Consider the following 16,682-nt stretch of genomic DNA (forward strand, 5'->3'; position numbering starts at 1 on the left):
TGTCTGGTTACCACAAGCTGGTTTACACAAGCCAGGCCGACACGCCTATTTATCGCTCTGGCAGGTGACGAACTCCGGCGAGCTATGGCACTTTAACGTTAGCTACTGAAACGTTAGCAACTGATGCATCATGAAACCCAGCGCTGCCGGAGAAAAACCATGCATGTTGACCTGATCCCCGCTACCGAATCCGATATCGACTTCCTGCTACAACTACGCTTGCTCACTATGGGGAAATACCTGACGGATATTGGTGCCGCGACAGACGCCGAGAGCCTGATGCGCCGTGTGCGTTATGGATTCGAACACGCACAAATCGTAGAGGTCGACGGACAACCTGCCGGGCTGTTCAAGTATTGTTTCATGCCACAAGAGCAACATTGGTATCTGATGCAGATTCAAATCCACCCGGACTTTCAAAACCGTGGGCTTGGCAAACAACTGATTGAAAAGCTGCTCGCTCAGGCATCCACGCAACACCAGCCGGTGGTGCTGAGCGTGCTGAAAAATAACCCGGCGCGCCATCTGTATCACCGACTGGGGTTTCGGGTCACCGACCAAAACGAGCGTGAGTTCATCATGACTTGCCTCCCCAACACACCATAAAACGCGGTTAAGGATTAGCATGAACATCGCCATTCTGGATGACTATCAGGATGTCGTCAGACAACTGAATTGCTTTTCGCTGTTGCAAGGCCATCAGGTCCGGATTCTGAATAAAACGTATACCGACACTGCCCAGTTGGCAGCCCAGCTGCAGGATGTTGACGCGCTGGTGCTGATTCGCGAACGCACCCGTATTAACGACGCGCTATTGAACCTGCTCCCTTCGCTAAAACTGGTTAGCCAGACCGGTAAAGTGAGCCAGCACCTCGACGTTGGCGCGTGTACCCGGCATGGTGTTGCGGTGGCTGAAGGCACTGGCTCACCAATTGCGCCCGCAGAATTATGCTGGAGCCTTATTATGGCGGCATCACGCCATCTGCCTGACTATCATGCGCAGTTGACTCAGGGCAATTGGCAGCAAAACGGCCCACTGGGGCTTGGTCGAACCCTACACGGTCTGACGCTCGGTATCTGGGGATACGGTAAAATCGGGCAGCGTATCGCCCGCTACGCTGCCGCCTTTGGGATGACCGTGTTGGTGTGGGGCAGTGATACATCGCGGAAGCTGGCGCGCCAGCACGGTTTTACCGCTGCCGACAGCAAGGCATCCTTTTTCGCCAGCGCGGATATTCTGTCGTTACATCTGCGTTTGAACACGGCCACACGCCACGGCGTCACTCAGGAAGACCTCGCACTGATGAAGCCGGACTCGCTGTTCGTTAACATCAGCCGCGCTGAGCTGGTGGTACCGGGCGCGCTCTGGCATGAACTCCGTGCTCATCCGGGCAAACAGGCGGCACTGGACGTGTTCGACAATGAACCAGCCACGTCAGAAAACGAGCCGCTGCTAACGCTGCCCAATGTCCTGGCTACACCGCATATCGGTTATGTCGAACGAGGTAGCTACGAGCTGTACTTTAAAGCCGCCTTCGAAAATGTGGTGGCGTTTTCTGCCGGTCACCCAACCAATCTGGTGAACCACGCCGCACTGGCCGACACGCATTCTCATGATACCGCTGCAGGAACCGAGTAATGCAGACACCGACTATCACGCTGCGTAAGGCTCGCCGGGCCGATGCACCGGCCGCATTTGAACTGCGTAATCGCGCCATCTTGCACGGTTGCCGACACGATTACACGGCAGAACAGCTACAACTGTGGACCAGCGGTGAATTCAGCGAGAAATTTGAGAACACCGTCACCCACCATTTTCATCTGGCAGAAATAGCCGCCCGGATTGTCGGGACAGGGATGATCAATCTTCATACCGGAATGATAGATGCGGTGTTCGTTGAGCCGGACGTGATGGGGCAAGGCGTCGGTAAACGGATGATGCGGCATCTGGAAACGCTGGCGCGCGCGGCGGGTCTGGCGGAAATCAGGCTCGATGCCAGCCTTAACGCCGCGCCGTTTTACCGCACTCAAGGGTTCGAAGGCGATGAGATCAGTCTTTATCAGTCACCACGCGGTTTTTCACTGCCGTGCATCCCGATGGTCAAAGCTATCGGTTGATACACCCGCCACCGCGTAGCGCTGGCGGGATCACCGGTTAATTTGGATTGCTGGCCATTAACCCGCCAACATGAGTGGCGGCGTTGTTACCTGCACTGAGCAACGGCATGGCAGAGGGAGATTGCGCGCTTTTTAGCACCCACACCCGGCCATAATGGTTGTAAAACCCGGCGGCATGACCCGCTTCCGGGCCGATCCCCTGATAGATGTCGAAGTGCTGTCCTTTAATCGCGCCTCCCACATCCAGCGCTACCATCAGGCGCATCTCATACTTACCGGTAAACTTGCCCTGTGCGTCCAGCAGCGGGACTTCCGCCAGCAACGTGGTACCCGCCGGTATTAATGAACGGTCAGACGCGACCGAAGCTCGCGCTACCAGCGGTACCGCGCTCGCCCCTTTCACGGGCATTGATGCCATAGACTTAAAGAACACAAAAGAAGGATTCTGCACCAGCAGGTCTCGCACTTCCGCCTCGGAGTGCCGATCGGCCCACTGCCGAATTGCCTGCATCGACATCTCTTCTCGGGGGACTTCGCCTCGGTCAATCAATATCTTACCGATACTGCGGTAAGCATGGCCGTTTTTGCCGGCATAACCAAAAAAGGTCAAAGGACCACCATCACCAAAATCAACATAGCCGCTGCCCTGCACTTCCATCATGAAGTTGTCCATCAGCGAATTGGTCCAGGCGATAGCCAGTTCGTTGCTCAATGCGCCGGAATAAATGGCGGCACGGTCCGGTAAACGGCCGTTTTTACGCACACGCGGCATGGCATACAACGGGAATCGGAACTCACCCTGACGGTAGCGACGCGCCTGCACCACCGGGGTGTAATAACCGGTAAATTGCACGTTGCCGAAACTGTCGACACCTTCCATCTGCCAGGCATTGAGACCGAATTTCGTCAGTTGGCGCGTGTCACCACCAGACTGGAGCCAGTTTTGGACAGCCTGGAAAATATCACTGTTACGGGAATAGAGGCCGGGAGAGGAGGCCTGGATCTGGCTAATCTGCTGAGAAAAATCGCCTGCATTCACCGGCTTGCCATTGGCATTCGGCGTATTTACCCATTCCAGCGGTTGATCAAGACGCCCATCTTTATACTGTTGACCGCGATCGCTGGGCCGGGTCTGGCAACCTGCCAGAATCGCGATGACCACACCGGTCAACACGTATTTCCCCCACCATCCTTTCATTTTCCGTGCTCTCTTGTTTTCTTGAGTGTGAAACCACGCAAAACGATAGCAAACAGACGGAGGTAATAAAACGCATCATGACAAAACGGGCCTCAGCAGTCTAAAAAAGAAACACCATGATGAGATTTTCACCATCTATCTGTAAAAACGTAAACTATTTGAAAAAAGAGGTTGCATCGAATCGAACGCGGAGTATAGTGCGCATCCACGGACGCGGGGTGGAGCAGCCTGGTAGCTCGTCGGGCTCATAACCCGAAGGTCGTCGGTTCAAATCCGGCCCCCGCAACCAATTGATGTACCAGCATCATATCAAAAGAAAGAAGACGGACGCGGGGTGGAGCAGCCTGGTAGCTCGTCGGGCTCATAACCCGAAGGTCGTCGGTTCAAATCCGGCCCCCGCAACCAATAAATAGACACCCTGATGGGTGTTTTTTTATGTCTGTCGTTCAGACTATTTTCGTCATACGCTTAACGCGCCTGCGCTGCGAAATAAGCCTTTATCCCATCCATAATTGATTGCGCTATTTGCTGCTGAAAACGGCTGGTCCGCAGTTTACGCTCTTCCTCCAGATTACTGATGAATGCTGTTTCCACCAATACGGATGGAATATCCGGCGCTTTCAGCACCGCAAAACCGGCCTGATCGACGCTGTTCTTATGCAGATGATTAAAGGTCCCCAGCCGGTGCAAGATCTCCTTACCAAACTTCAGGCTGTCGTTAATGGTCGCAGTTTGCACCATATCAAACATCGTGCTGTCTAAATAGTGATCACCACTGAGACTCACGCCCCCTATCAAATCCGATTCATTCTGCGTTTGTGCCAGATAACGCGCCGCTGAACTGGTCGCACCTTTTTTAGACAACGCAAACACGGAAGAACCGCGAGCTGAGCGATTAGTAAAGGCATCGGCATGGATAGAGACAAACAAATCAGCACGCTGTTTACGTGCTTTGGCAACCCGGACCTTAAGCGGAATGAACACATCCTCATTACGGGTCATGTAGACCTTCATGTTGCGTTCGCGCTCAATCAGCGCTTTCAGACGCCGGGCAATTTGCAGCACCACATCTTTTTCACGGGTTCGGTTTTTACCGATAGCGCCGGGGTCTTCACCGCCGTGCCCCGGATCCAGCATAATAATCAGCGGTCTTTCACGCCCGCCCTTACCATCGTTAGGCCTTTCTGGTGGCAGCGTCCGCTCCAGATCACCTTTATTGTAATCCTCCAGCAAGGCCAGTAGTGGATCCTCCGCATTATCATAACGCCCAGCTGCGGGATACAAATCCATGACCAGACGGTGTCGAAAGCCCGCGACCGGAGCCAGCGTAAACAGCTTGGGGTTAACCTTCTGGCGCAACTCCAGCACCAGACGCACGGTATTTTTATCGAATTGCCCGGCCCGTGCTGTCTTGATGAAGGGATCTGGCCGCTCGAATTGTCGACCCGCATTTTTCAGCACACTGTTTAGCGAAGCATTTTCAATATCGACGACCAGCCGGTCAGGGTGTTCCAGCATAAATTGCCGGTACTTGAGCGGCTGACTGGATTCCAGCGTCACTCGGCTATACGCTGAAGAAGGCCACACTCGCACAGCAATCACCTGCGAGGTAGCGGCAAGCCCCACGCCACTGATACTCAATAACCAGATGGCGGCGGCGCCCTGCAATAAATGACGACGGGTCAGATGGTGCTTCGGATCAGACATGCGGCTCCGCTAATGACTATAAAAATCAGACAGATTGAGAAAAACGTCAAAAACTTTAACCAATACCTCTCACGCTGTCATGCAAAAATCATTTTCATGTTTTTTACTGTGTCAGGCAGGCTTCGTTAAACTATAAGGTCAGACCGAAAAGTTATCGCTTGCCTTTTGGTTGGCAAGGAATAAAAATACGAAAATATCGAATAAAAATTCAAGAGGGCTCGCAGTGAAGGAACGTAGTACAGAACTGGTTCAAGGCTTCCGCCACTCAGTTCCTTACATCAACGCACATCGTGGTAAAACGTTTGTCATCATGCTCGGCGGCGAGGCCATCGAACACGAAAACTTTACCAAAATTGTTAATGATATCGGTCTGTTACACAGTCTGGGTATCAAGCTGGTGGTGGTTTATGGCGCACGCCCCCAGATAGATGCGAATCTGATGGCCCATCACTATGAACCTCGCTACCACAAGCACACCCGTGTAACGGACAGCACCACGCTGGAGCTGGTGAAACAGGCAGCCGGTATGCTGCAACTGGATATCACCGCACGGCTGTCGATGAGTCTGCTGAACACGCCGTTGCAGGGTGCACACATTAATGTGGTCAGTGGTAACTTTATCATCGCCCAGCCTCTTGGGGTGGATGATGGCGTAGATTACTGCCACAGCGGACGCATCCGCCGCATTGACGAAGAAGCGTTACATCGTCAGTTAGACAGCGGTGCTATTGTGTTGCTGGGACCGGTAGCGGTTTCCGTCACTGGCGAAAGTTTCAATCTGACCTCAGAAGAAGTCGCCACCCAGTTGGCTATCAAGCTCAAAGCCGAGAAGATGATTGGCTTTTGTGCCTCTCAGGGGGTCACGAATGTCGAAGGCAACATCGTATCGGAGTTGCTGCCCGACGAAGCCCAACTGCGCATTCAGTCACTGGAAGACGCGGGCGACTACAACTCCGAAGTCGTACGCTTCCTGCGCGGAGCGGTGAAAGCCTGCCGCAGCGGAGTGCGCCGCAGCCATTTGATAAGCTATCAGGAAGATGGCGCGTTGCTGCAGGAACTGTTCTCCCGTGATGGCATCGGTACCCAAATCGTGATGGAAAGCGCCGAGCAAATCCGCCGGGCAACCATCAACGATATCGGTGGGATTCTGGAGCTGATTCGCCCGCTGGAACAACAGGGTATTCTGGTGCGCCGCTCTCGCGAGCAACTGGAGATGGAGATCGACAAATTCACCGTCGTAGTCCGCGACAATCTGACCATTGCCTGTGCCGCACTCTATCCGTTTCCAGAGGAAAGTATCGGTGAAATGGCCTGCGTGGCGGTCCACCCGGAATACCGCAATTCATCGCGTGGCGATCAGTTGCTGCATCACATATCCGTGCAAGCACGCCAGCAAGGGTTAAAACGCTTGTTTGTATTGACCACTCACAGCATTCACTGGTTCCAGGAACGTGGTTTCCAGCCAGCGGAAGTGGAGGTGTTGCCAAAACGCAAGCAGGAGCTTTACAACTATCAACGTCGCTCCAAGATCCTGGTCATCGACCTGTAAACAGATCAGTTAAAGCAATACTCATCACGTCATTGCTCACAAACTCATAACGCGTGGCCCATCACCACGCGTTACCTCTCAATGCGCCCTTACGGGCTCTACTGCGTTTCCGTTTGTTTTTGCTCGGTGGACTTTAGCGGTAATGTCTGTTGCAACGCGGACGTTGAGGCATAGAACAGCCACTCCGATGGCCGGGCATAGTCAACATGCCCACTCGCACTCCCGGAAATCTGGGACAAAATGGCTAACCCTTGCGGATGCAGCGCCTGCCGGAAAAAGTCCGTTAATTGTGCCGATGAGATGGACGCCAACTGCCCGATCAACTGCTGGCGAGTATCGAAGGCAAAGTTCTCACGGTCGAGATCGCCACGCAAACGGGCCGCTTCTTCATCCAACGTCTGAGGCGGCTGGCTGAGCGCATTGATAAGCCCTTGCTTATTCTGGGCAAAAGTCTCGGCGCTCATTGCGTTCAACCGCTGCTCAGCCTTGCCAAAAAAGTCCTGATAACGCTGGTAAAGGTAAGCCGGTTGCTTGTTATTGCTTTGCAACAGGAACGCAATCCCCCACTGCCGGTCAATGGAAACCGATGTGGCAAACACGGCATATCCCAATTGCTCATCAGTCCGCAATTGATTAAAGAACCAGGGGTGAATAATTTGCCCTAACAGCTTGCTGTACGCTGCACTTTGTACCTCGCCATATCCCGCCGGAATATAGACCGCCGCCAGCGCTGAATCGGTGCTGCTGCCTGCACGCTGCAACATGGCCTTTTGTGACTGACTAATGCTGACAGCTTGACCACGCCACCACTGCGTCCCCCCGCACCCCAGGCGCTCATGCAGGCTATACGACAGGCTGACCACGTGATCCTGAGCCAGATTACCCACCACCAGCATTTCCGGTGCCGCCTGCTGCAACAACGCCTTACGGTATTCCATCAGCTCTTGCAGCGTGATGTCCTTGAGCACATTGCGTCGTTCACTTCGCTCGCTATACGGTACGCTCGATAACCCCTGAATGGGGAACATCGCCTGTTCATAGGCTTTAGCCTTCTCGCTGGCGTCGAGCTGCTCGGCGTACCAGGATTTCGCCTGTTCCAGTTGCTCTTGCGTCGCGCTGAAACTGGCATACTGCTCAACCAGTGTCAGCAATAATTCTGGCAGGTGTTGGGTATAGCCGCTGGCTGTCATCACCAACCCGTCATTACTGCTGGTCGAAAAGCTGATACCGCCAACTGAGGCCTGATAACTGAGCGCATCCAGTGCGATACCTGCCAGATAATCGTTCAAGGCGAACAGCACCTGGTGGCGGGCAGAATCATTCGCCATGCGGTTGCGCAACATCACGGTAATATCGGCTTTGGGTTCGCTGGCGAAATGGCGGCTTGGCATGTAAAACACGCGTAACCCCGGCTGATCGACCACTTTTCTGGGGTGCGTAATCGCCGCATCAGCCGTGATCAGTGAAAAATCATCCGGGATATAAGGATTAGGCGTCGGTAAGCTAAGCGCCAGCGATTGGGCCATTTTCTGCCACTTCGTCATTCTGGCGTCACCGATTTTATCCACCTGATAAGGTGCACCGACAAAATAGGCTTCCTTGTCATGGGGTTGTTCCGGGCTTATCACCCAAATGCGGGCATTCGGTGGCGTCATGCCCGACAACCGACTCTTGATAGCATCAGGATCAAAGCGATCAGCCAGATAAGGCCCTTCAAGGGTGTACTCCACCGGCAGACGCAACATGGTATCGACCAGCCATTCCACATACCCCATATCACGGTTCAAGGAGGGGTAGCGAAAGTCAATGTTGAGCACCCGCGAGATCTCATCGAAGTAACGCGACTGAATGCCTTCGTTGCGCAGTTTATCCAGATAGCTGAATACGGCGGCAATCACATCATCCTGCTGTTCCAGTCCCTTGTCAGTCAAATCGACACTGATATTGAATACACCGCTGTTACGCTCGGACATTGGATCAGCGCTGGCACGAATGGACTCGGCCAGCCCTTGCTTCTGCAACCAGTCAGAAAGCGTATTTTGACTACGATTACCGATCAGATAACTGATGTAGGTATCCGTTTTACTGCGAAACGCCGGGCTGTTGTTATCAACCCGAAACTCAATTTTTAACTGCTTGCGGGGTTGCGCCGGAACATAGTGAATAAACAGCCCGCGTTGCTCATCCGTGACTACTGGTGTGGTAATTGGCGGCACACTCGCCTGATGATTCGCAATCCGCCCAAATGTCGAGGTCGCAATAGTCGCCAGCGCTGGCAACGGCTGCTTGCCATAAATCACGCCTTTCATCAGATTGGCGGAGTAATAACGCTGGTAGAACGCGACCAGCTCATCATGCAGCTTACTGCCAGGCTTATCACTCAGGGTTTCCAGATTGCCGCCTGCGAAGCGGGAACCAGGATGTGCCGGGTTGATGGTTTCCGCCCCTACCTGCGCCATACGCAACCCGTCACGCGCACGCGCCATGGTTAATTCCGCATTAACCGCATGACGTTCACGATCGGCGTTGATGGGGTCGAGCAGCGGTTCTGCTATCGCATCCGCCAGTCGGTCAACCGCCGGTTGTAACGCGTCATTCTCCACCTCAAGGTAAAACGCCGTACGGTAAGAGGCTGTGCTGGCATTGTGACTGCCGCCATGCATTTTCAAAAACTCGGCCAATCCATCGGTCTGCGGATAGCGTTTCGACCCCATCAGCAACATATGTTCCAGATAATGAGCCAAGCCGGGTTGCTGTGGGGGGTTATCCAACGAACCGACCGGTAACGCTAACGCCGCCAGTGAACGGGTAGCCTGAGCATCAGAAACCAGCAGTACCGTCATCCCGTTGTCGAGCCGTATCGCCTGATACTGCCTTACATCATTCTCACTCTTTCGTATCGTCTGCGGCAGTGGCTGCCAACCGTCCGAGGCCTGAGAGAGCGGTAACCAGAAAAACAACAGCTGTACGCTAAACCACACACAAAATGTCCGCATTACTCTCTCCAGAGGCGTTATATATAGGCTCTTATTTCAGGCTACGGGTTACCGCGTTGTTCAACAGCGTCGGGGGTATCACAAAACCAGCGACTGAGCGCCGCCCGATAACGATAAGGCGTGACCACCGTTACCGTTACGCAGCGGCAAAACGGTGGATAGGCTTGTTCGGTTCGGCTCACACCCCATCCGGCGGGAACGAGCGGCGACGATAAAACCGGCCCGACGTTTTCACCCTCCAGTTTCTGGTGAGCTAACCGCCACGCCTGACGCTGTTGCATCTGATGCAATAATGATTGCTGAAGTACCTGATGATATTGCAAGAGCCCTGCCAGCGAAACCGCGAATAACAGCATTGCCACCAGTGTTTCCGGCAAACTGAAGCCAGCACTGGCGTAGCCGCCACGCTTTTTATTGTGTCGGAACACAGGCCTGCTCCATCGTATCCGGACAAAAATCTGACCAGCCCCCCATAATGGGCCGGATATGACCCTCTGCCGCGGTGACATCCATCATAACCCGGTGATAAAACGCCAACGGTTGCCGTTCGCCATGTACTCGCCCCTCACCTCGCAGCAACCCGGAGCGGTCATCGTGATTGATACGCAGGCACGCGCGCAGTTGTGCCGATGGCAAGGTCTGACATTGCCATTCATCAGTCACTGACCAGCGTAACGACAGACCCCAGCTCAGTGACGACAGCCCTTGATTGAAAGCCTGCCAGAAACGCTGCTCCTCAATACCTTGCTGCAACTGGAGATCCAACTGACGTTGCAACCCACTCAACATCAACATGCCGATCATCATTACCAGCATAACGACCACCAGTATGCTGCCCCGTTGCTGTCTATAGGAGTGTCCAAATGACCTGTATGGGCTGCGAGGTCGATGTAACCGGTGTGGTGTCCATTGCCTAACCCTACATTGCCTAACCCGCATGATTTCTCCCGGCCACCAGACTCTCAACCTGCTGGCGCTGCCTGGGACGTGTTGTCCAGTAGCCCGCCAGTAATAACCGGTAGCGCGGCTGCACACCGGACGTTTCCCGAGTGACGTCAAAACGGGTGATCGTCACCTCGCCAGGATCCAGTAACCTCTCCCAGCGATTTCCCTGACAGCGAGGGCCACCCGTTTGAACCTCCAGCGCGCCAGCACGCAAACGGTAACTGAAAAACTCAGGCTCAGATTGCTCTGCGGTTTCGAAGCGGCCATTGCGATTCACGTCGTAAGCAACCGACAGACAGCTCACCAGATCCGAGGCGTCAGTCTCCAACGTCAATGCTGTTCCCTGACAGCGACCAGCACAAAATCCGGCCCGGCGCACATCTTTTTCGATGCCAAACAACGTCTGCCTCAACACCTGCTCCAGACGGAGCAGGCTGGCGCTGTCCTGCGTCTGGGCCCGTAGCAATGGCAACAATTGTGCCACCGCCAGCATAGTCACACTGCTCACCGCCATCGCCAGCATCACCTCCGGCAGGGTAAAGCCGCGTACACATCGTCTGGTCGATACGCTCAGCATAGTGGTATCCCCTGCACTGGCTGTAATTCGCTACAAAGGCGCAAGCGCCCACGTACTGAAATCACCACGCGCACCCGCCCTGCCGGGTTACCCACGGTAAGGTGTCCGGCTTGTGCCGCATTACGCAACCCGTAAAACATCAGCCGATCACTGGTCGTCTCAACCAGTGCGACGTCCTGCGAAGCGCGGGTAAAAATGAGAGGGTCGTCCGGTGGGCAGACGGCAGGTTCAGTACCGCGCCCTATGCACCAGTTGCCGGGCGCTGATTTGACCCACAGACTGTCGGTCTGATTACGCCAGTAAGCATTCGCCTGTATACGGCCGATGAACGCCAGCATGTGGCGGGCATGCTGTTCCAGCATCAACGCCTGACGGTAAGACAGCCAGCTGTGCCACCCGCCGCCTGCCAGCAACGCCACAATGGTTATCACCACGATTAATTCCAGCAGGGAAAAACCCTGCTGCCTACGGTTGGTTTTGTCCATAGCGGCGATTTTAAAGTGCGGTATCAGTATGAATAGCGCTGAATCATGAAGTTACAGGACGTATCGCAAACAGTATGGGGGGCAACCGCAACAGACAGGGAAAATGCGCGGCCGCTCGCAGACTGGCACACCCATCGCCACCGACAGATAAAAAAACCGCCCATCAGTAAGGTACCGAACTCAACAACAGGGAAAGCATGAGCAAGAGTGCTTTGGTATTGTCGGTCGTACCCGCCTCTGGGCGGTGAGAGTCGTGCGGGATTAAGATTTAGACCGCGACCGGTGCCTTGATGGCAGGGTGCGGGTCATACCCTTCGATGTCGAAATCTTCAAAACGATAATCAAACAACGACTCCGGGCGGCGCTTGATAACCAGCTTCGGCAAGGGACGCGGCTCGCGGCTGAGCTGCAGGCGAGTCTGCTCCAGGTGGTTGTTATAGAGATGGGTATCGCCACCGGTCCAGACGAAATCACCGACCTCCAGATCGCACTGCTGCGCCATCATGTGCACCAGCAACGCATAACTGGCGATGTTGAACGGCAGGCCAAGGAAGATGTCGCAGGAGCGCTGATACAACTGGCAGGAGAGTTTACCGTTAGCCACGTAGAACTGGAAAAAAGCATGGCAAGGTGCCAGCGCCATTTTATCCAGTTCACCCACATTCCAGGCGGAAACGATGATGCGGCGAGAATCCGGATCCTGCTTCAGTTGATTCAGCACAGTCTGGAGTTGGTCTATCTGACGGCCATCTGCTGCCCCCCAGGCGCGCCACTGCTTACCGTAAACCGGCCCCAGTGAGCCATTTTCATCTGCCCATTCATCCCAAATGGTGACGTTATTGTCATTCAGGTAACCGATATTGGTATCACCATTGAGAAACCACAACAGTTCGTGGATGATCGAGCGCAGGTGGCAACGCTTAGTGGTCACCAGTGGGAACCCCTCCTGCAGGTTGAAACGCATCTGATGACCGAAAATCGATAACGTCCCCGTGCCGGTACGGTCATCCTTGGGAGTCCCTTCTTCGAGCACTTTTTTCATCAGTTCCAGATACTGTTTCATACCACCTCTATCTCAATAATTTTATCAACAATTACTGCCGGGCTGACTGGCGACGGTACGCCCATACCATCATCAGAATACCCGCTAACACCATCGGTACTGACAGAATCTGCCCCATACTGATGCCGCTAAACAGTCCTAACTGCGCATCCGGCTGGCGGAAGAACTCCACAATAATACGGAAACAGCCGTAGCCAATAAGAAACAACCCAGATACGCTGCCCATCGGGCGCGGTTTACGAATAAACACATTCAGAATGATGAACAGCACCACCCCTTCCAGCGCCAGTTCATACAACTGCGACGGATGACGCGGCAACACACCGTATTGGTTAAAAATGGCCTGCCACTGCGGGTTACCCGCCGCCAGCGCCATGTCTTCACCGCGAGAGCCAGGGAACAGCATCGCCCACGGCGTGTCAGTCGTGACACGGCCCCACAGCTCACCGTTGATGAAGTTACCCAGACGACCCGCGCCCAGACCAAACGGAATCAACGGCGCGATGAAATCAGAAACCTGGAAGAAATGGCGTTTGGTACGGTGCGCAAACCATAGCATAACCGTGATAACACCTAATAATCCGCCGTGGAAAGACATGCCACCATCCCACACCCGGAACAGATAGAGCGGATTATCCAGAAATAAAGGGAAGGCATAGAACAATACATAACCCAGACGGCCGCCGACAAACACGCCAAGGAAACCGAAATAGAGCAGGTTTTCAACTTCGTCTTTGTGCCATCCGCTACCCGGTTTGTTCGCCCGGCGCACCGCCAGCCACATGGCGAAGACAAACCCGACCAAATACATCAATCCATACCAGTGCAGGGAAACCGGTCCTAATGAAAAAATTACCGGATCAAACTTGGGAAATTCCAGATAGCTCGTCGTCATCGATCACCACATTCTTGTTGCTTTGTCCCTGATTTCGGGGCTATTAAGGGGCCGAGAGAAGGCTGCACCGCCATCGCCCGTCTGCGGTTGCGCATAATAGCATAGCCAGTAGAAACAGTTGGCAACGAGGGAATAAAAGAACTGTAAACATTTCCGGGTACCGCCGTCCGGATGAGGGAATCAGGATGGAGAAATCCGGGCAGAGAAATTCAACGGCCTGCGTTTAACGCCCACCACGAATCAAACCGCCCAATCCCCGCTCTTCAATGAAAATCGACGCCCACTGACGGACTTCACTGGCGGTTTGTGCGTTAAGCACTTTATTGACCAATTGGCGCGTTTCATCCTCGCCAATGCGGCGCAGCAGATATTTGATGCGGGCAACGCTGCGTCCGTTCATGCTCAGCGTACGGAACCCAAGACCAATCAGCAACAAGGCCCCCATCGGCTCACCTGCCATCTCGCCACACACCGAAACGGGCAGCCGATAATGATGGCACTGGGTGATTATCATGTTCAGCGCCTGCAACATTGAGGGATGCAAGCTATCGTATAGCGAACCAACATGTGGGTTATTGCGATCTACCGCCAGTAAGTACTGGGTCAGATCATTGGTGCCGACGGAAACAAAATCGATACGGGATGCCAGATGCGGCAACAGGAATAACACTGACGGCACTTCAATCATAATACCGATGCGCGGGCGCGGTGACGGGAAGCCAAGCAGTTCCGACACCTCTGCTGCCGCCCGGTCGATCAACCGTTTTGCCTCATCGATCTCATCCAGGCTGTTGATCATCGGCAGTAAAATACTCAAATTGCCGATATGGGCGTTGGCACGCAGCATAGCGCGAACCTGAATCATGAAGATTTCCGGCTGATCCAGCGTGACACGAATACCGCGCCAGCCCAGACACGGGTTTTCCTCGCTGATGGGCAGATAAGGCAACTGCTTGTCGGCACCGATATCCAGCGTACGCAACATCACCGGTCGGGTCGGATACAGCCGCAGCATGCCTTCATACTGCGTCATCTGCTCCTCTTCCGAAGGGAAGCCGTTTTGCAGCATGAACGGAATTTCGGTGCGATACAGACCGACACCGTCAACCTGGTTGATAAAACGCTTCTCATGCTCGGCGCTCAGACCGGCATTGAGCATCACATCCACCCGTTCGCCGCTTTTCAACACCGCCGGGCGTTCCATATCGTCTTCCGCCAGCCGGGTGAGCTCGTTCTCCTCGCTCAGCAGGCGTTGATACTCCTGCACCAGCACCGGCTCCGGGTCCACCAGCAACTCACCGCGATACCCATCCAGCACCAGCAGGCGCTGATGCAGTAGATCAGGCTGAATATCCGCGCCCATCAACGTGGGGATGCCCATCGCCCGCACCAGAATGGCAGCGTGGGAATTGGCAGCACCGTCATAGGCCACTACCCCAGCCAGACGATCCTGCGGTACTTCGGCCAGCAACGTAGCAGTCAGCTCATCGGCCACCAAAATAAAGCGCGGCGGCCACTGCCCATTGCTTTGGGCATTGTCGTCAAGGTGAAACAGCAGACGCTGACCTAACGCACGCAGGTCACTGGAGCGATCACGCAGGTAAGGGTCCTGCAGACTGGCAAACTGCGCCGCGAACCTCTCGACAACGACTTTAACAGCCCACTCAGCCACGCTGCCGGTATCCACTTCCTGAAACAAATCACGTTTCAGACGGGCATCATTTAGCAAGTGCGAATAGAAGTCGAAGATGGCCGCGCTCTCTTTTTGCGAGCTGGCGCTAAAACGTTTGCTGAAACGGCGAAACTCCGCGCCTGCCTCTTCCATCGCCACCAATAATCGGGAACGTTCACGATCACTGTCGAGGCTGGAGGCCGGAAACACCAGTTCCAACGACGGCTGGCTACGGTCCTGCCAGCCCGGTGCAATAGCGACGCCGGAAGAGGCCGCCATTGCTTTAATACGTGTCTGGCGGTATTGCCCGAACAACGCCTTCATTTGGGACAGGGAAAGGATGGCCGCCATCTGGGTGGCCAGCGTCACCATGAATGATTCTTCGTTTTTGTCGAACTGCCGGTGCTCGCGCTGCTGCACTACCAACACGCCCAACAACTGACGCCGGTGAATAACCGGTACACCCAGAAAGGATCGAAAGTGCTGCTCACGGACAGCAGGAATAAATTTGAAGCTGGGGTGGCTTTGCGCATCCGCCAGATTGATAGGCTCCGCCCGCTCGCCCACCAGGCCGACAATCCCCTGACCAAACGCCAACGTGATGGTACGACCGCGCGGTTTTTTCAACCCGCGCGTCGCCATCAGGTAATAACATTGACGATCGTGATCAGCCAGATAGATAGAACAGACTTCCGTATCCATCGCCAGACAGGTTTCATTAACCAGAATGTCCAACGCATCACTCAGCCGGGCCGCGGCCGCAACCTTTTCAATAATTTCTCGCAGTCGCGTGAGCATCATGATGTGTCGGATTATCCTCGTTTTCGTCTGGTGCCTGATGATATTCGGGTAGCCGAATTCTCCTGTAGCTGCATCACGGCGATGACAAATTCCTTCATCACCTTACGGTAAACATCCCGTTTGAACGACACCACCTGGCGTACCGGATACCAGTAGCTCACCCAACGCCAGCCGTCGAATTCCGGGGTGCCGCTGCTTTGCATATTGATGTCGGATTCATTACACATTAACTGTAGCAGAAACCATTTTTGCTTTTGGCCGATACATACCGGTTTTGTATCCCAACGCACCAAACGTTTTGGCAATTTATAGCGTAACCAGCTTCGGGTGGAAGCCAGGATACGAACGTCCTTTTTCCGCAGCCCCACCTCCTCGAACAGTTCGCGGTACATCGCTTGTTCCGCGCTTTCTCCGGGGTTGATCCCCCCTTGAGGAAACTGCCAGGAGTGCTGGCCGTAGCGGCGAGCCCACAATACCTGACCCTGCCGATTACAAATTACAATACCAACATTCGGGCGGTAGCCATCATCGTCGATCACCGGACTACCTCGATAAACTAGAATGCAAAGATGACTCGATTGTTTCACACTCCTGACAGACGGTAAACTCCCGCTTTACATCCCTTTTATTGATGTGTTTACGGCAATCGCGACAGATGTCGGTAGCTCGGGTCGCA

The 16,682-nt window shown here is 54.3% G+C and carries 15 protein-coding genes and 2 tRNA genes; 6 read left to right on the forward strand and 11 right to left on the reverse strand.

Annotated features, from left to right (window positions below; translation table 11 throughout):
* The first annotated feature begins 159 nt into the window (after positions 1-159).
* Genes LF929_RS15680 through LF929_RS15690 form a run of 3 tightly spaced genes read left to right on the forward strand, consistent with a single transcriptional unit; the run spans position 160 to position 2,118 of the window.
* On the forward strand, positions 160-606 hold the full coding sequence (locus LF929_RS15680; RefSeq protein ID WP_226092642.1) for a GNAT family N-acetyltransferase: 447 nt from the start codon (positions 160-162) through the stop codon (positions 604-606).
* A 19-nt stretch (positions 607-625) separates the two neighbouring features.
* Complete coding sequence (locus LF929_RS15685; RefSeq protein ID WP_226092643.1) at positions 626-1,639, forward strand: D-2-hydroxyacid dehydrogenase family protein; 1,014 nt, start codon at positions 626-628, stop codon at positions 1,637-1,639.
* The gene (locus tag LF929_RS15690; RefSeq protein ID WP_038907218.1) at positions 1,639-2,118 is read left to right on the forward strand and encodes a GNAT family N-acetyltransferase; all 480 of its coding nucleotides are present in this window, start codon (positions 1,639-1,641) and stop codon (positions 2,116-2,118) included. The genes LF929_RS15685 and LF929_RS15690 overlap by 1 nt, the downstream gene beginning before the upstream one ends.
* A gap of 37 nt (positions 2,119-2,155) precedes the next feature.
* Here LF929_RS15690 and mltA read toward each other — a convergent pair whose 3' ends face one another.
* Positions 2,156-3,316, reverse strand: coding sequence for a murein transglycosylase A (gene mltA / locus LF929_RS15695; protein WP_226092644.1), 1,161 nt, complete (start codon positions 3,314-3,316; stop codon positions 2,156-2,158).
* 212 nt (positions 3,317-3,528) lie between these two features.
* Between mltA and LF929_RS15700 the strand changes: the two genes are divergently transcribed.
* Both LF929_RS15700 and LF929_RS15705 read left to right on the forward strand, forming a co-directional pair.
* A tRNA-Met gene (locus tag LF929_RS15700) sits at positions 3,529-3,605 on the forward strand.
* A gap of 39 nt (positions 3,606-3,644) precedes the next feature.
* Positions 3,645-3,721, forward strand: a tRNA-Met gene (locus LF929_RS15705).
* Between the two features lie 63 nt (positions 3,722-3,784).
* Here the strand turns inward: LF929_RS15705 and amiC are convergent.
* Complete coding sequence (gene amiC, locus LF929_RS15710) at positions 3,785-5,023, reverse strand: N-acetylmuramoyl-L-alanine amidase AmiC (protein ID WP_210175759.1); 1,239 nt, start codon at positions 5,021-5,023, stop codon at positions 3,785-3,787.
* A gap of 223 nt (positions 5,024-5,246) precedes the next feature.
* Between amiC and argA the strand changes: the two genes are divergently transcribed.
* Positions 5,247-6,572 (forward strand): amino-acid N-acetyltransferase, encoded by a 1,326-nt coding sequence (gene argA, locus LF929_RS15715; RefSeq protein ID WP_019844334.1) that lies wholly within the window; start codon positions 5,247-5,249, stop codon positions 6,570-6,572.
* A 98-nt stretch (positions 6,573-6,670) separates the two neighbouring features.
* Here the strand turns inward: argA and ptrA are convergent, their stop codons facing one another.
* The 9 genes from ptrA to rppH form a co-directional block, all read right to left on the reverse strand.
* The gene (gene ptrA / locus LF929_RS15720; protein ID WP_226092645.1) at positions 6,671-9,568 is read right to left on the reverse strand and encodes a pitrilysin; all 2,898 of its coding nucleotides are present in this window, start codon (positions 9,566-9,568) and stop codon (positions 6,671-6,673) included.
* 41 nt (positions 9,569-9,609) lie between these two features.
* The gene (locus LF929_RS15725; protein ID WP_038907215.1) at positions 9,610-9,996 is read right to left on the reverse strand and encodes a prepilin-type N-terminal cleavage/methylation domain-containing protein; all 387 of its coding nucleotides are present in this window, start codon (positions 9,994-9,996) and stop codon (positions 9,610-9,612) included.
* Positions 9,980-10,384 (reverse strand): YgdB family protein, encoded by a 405-nt coding sequence (locus LF929_RS15730; protein WP_168365066.1) that lies wholly within the window; start codon positions 10,382-10,384, stop codon positions 9,980-9,982. The genes LF929_RS15725 and LF929_RS15730 overlap by 17 nt, the downstream gene beginning before the upstream one ends.
* Positions 10,385-10,496: 112 nt before the next feature.
* Entirely contained in the window at positions 10,497-11,090 is a 594-nt protein-coding gene (locus tag LF929_RS15735; protein ID WP_226092646.1) for a prepilin peptidase-dependent protein, read from the reverse strand.
* Positions 11,084-11,575: a prepilin peptidase-dependent protein gene (locus tag LF929_RS15740; protein ID WP_016942146.1), complete on the reverse strand. Its 492-nt coding sequence runs from the start codon at positions 11,573-11,575 to the stop codon at positions 11,084-11,086. Before LF929_RS15740 ends, LF929_RS15735 begins: the two co-directional genes overlap by 7 nt.
* A gap of 268 nt (positions 11,576-11,843) precedes the next feature.
* Positions 11,844-12,638 carry a thymidylate synthase gene (gene thyA, locus LF929_RS15745; RefSeq protein WP_016942147.1) on the reverse strand — a complete coding sequence of 265 codons (795 nt, stop codon included), beginning with the start codon at positions 12,636-12,638 and terminating at the stop codon, positions 11,844-11,846.
* A 31-nt stretch (positions 12,639-12,669) separates the two neighbouring features.
* Positions 12,670-13,533 (reverse strand): prolipoprotein diacylglyceryl transferase, encoded by an 864-nt coding sequence (lgt, locus tag LF929_RS15750; protein WP_038903572.1) that lies wholly within the window; start codon positions 13,531-13,533, stop codon positions 12,670-12,672.
* A gap of 223 nt (positions 13,534-13,756) precedes the next feature.
* The gene (gene ptsP, locus LF929_RS15755) at positions 13,757-16,003 is read right to left on the reverse strand and encodes a phosphoenolpyruvate--protein phosphotransferase (RefSeq protein WP_038906250.1); all 2,247 of its coding nucleotides are present in this window, start codon (positions 16,001-16,003) and stop codon (positions 13,757-13,759) included.
* A 14-nt stretch (positions 16,004-16,017) separates the two neighbouring features.
* Entirely contained in the window at positions 16,018-16,545 is a 528-nt protein-coding gene (rppH, locus tag LF929_RS15760; protein WP_012883628.1) for an RNA pyrophosphohydrolase, read from the reverse strand.
* Between the last annotated feature and the right edge of the window lie 137 nt (positions 16,546-16,682).

Source organism: Dickeya oryzae, assembly GCF_020406815.2.
GTDB classification, from domain to species: domain Bacteria; phylum Pseudomonadota; class Gammaproteobacteria; order Enterobacterales; family Enterobacteriaceae; genus Dickeya; species Dickeya oryzae.

Coding starts and splice junctions, on each gene's coding strand:
- lgt (WP_038903572.1), bottom strand. CDS start 13,533: ATGACGACGAGCTATCTGGAATTTCCCAAGTTTGATCCGGTAATTTTT.
- amiC (WP_210175759.1), bottom strand. CDS start 5,023: ATGTCTGATCCGAAGCACCATCTGACCCGTCGTCATTTATTGCAGGGC.
- thyA (WP_016942147.1), bottom strand. CDS start 12,638: ATGAAACAGTATCTGGAACTGATGAAAAAAGTGCTCGAAGAAGGGACT.
- LF929_RS15685 (WP_226092643.1), top strand. CDS start 626: ATGAACATCGCCATTCTGGATGACTATCAGGATGTCGTCAGACAACTG.
- LF929_RS15730 (WP_168365066.1), bottom strand. CDS start 10,384: ATGCTGGTAATGATGATCGGCATGTTGATGTTGAGTGGGTTGCAACGT.
- ptsP (WP_038906250.1), bottom strand. CDS start 16,003: ATGCTCACGCGACTGCGAGAAATTATTGAAAAGGTTGCGGCCGCGGCC.
- LF929_RS15735 (WP_226092646.1), bottom strand. CDS start 11,090: ATGCTGAGCGTATCGACCAGACGATGTGTACGCGGCTTTACCCTGCCG.
- LF929_RS15740 (WP_016942146.1), bottom strand. CDS start 11,575: ATGGACAAAACCAACCGTAGGCAGCAGGGTTTTTCCCTGCTGGAATTA.
- mltA (WP_226092644.1), bottom strand. CDS start 3,316: ATGAAAGGATGGTGGGGGAAATACGTGTTGACCGGTGTGGTCATCGCG.
- LF929_RS15680 (WP_226092642.1), top strand. CDS start 160: ATGCATGTTGACCTGATCCCCGCTACCGAATCCGATATCGACTTCCTG.
- LF929_RS15690 (WP_038907218.1), top strand. CDS start 1,639: ATGCAGACACCGACTATCACGCTGCGTAAGGCTCGCCGGGCCGATGCA.
- ptrA (WP_226092645.1), bottom strand. CDS start 9,568: ATGCGGACATTTTGTGTGTGGTTTAGCGTACAGCTGTTGTTTTTCTGG.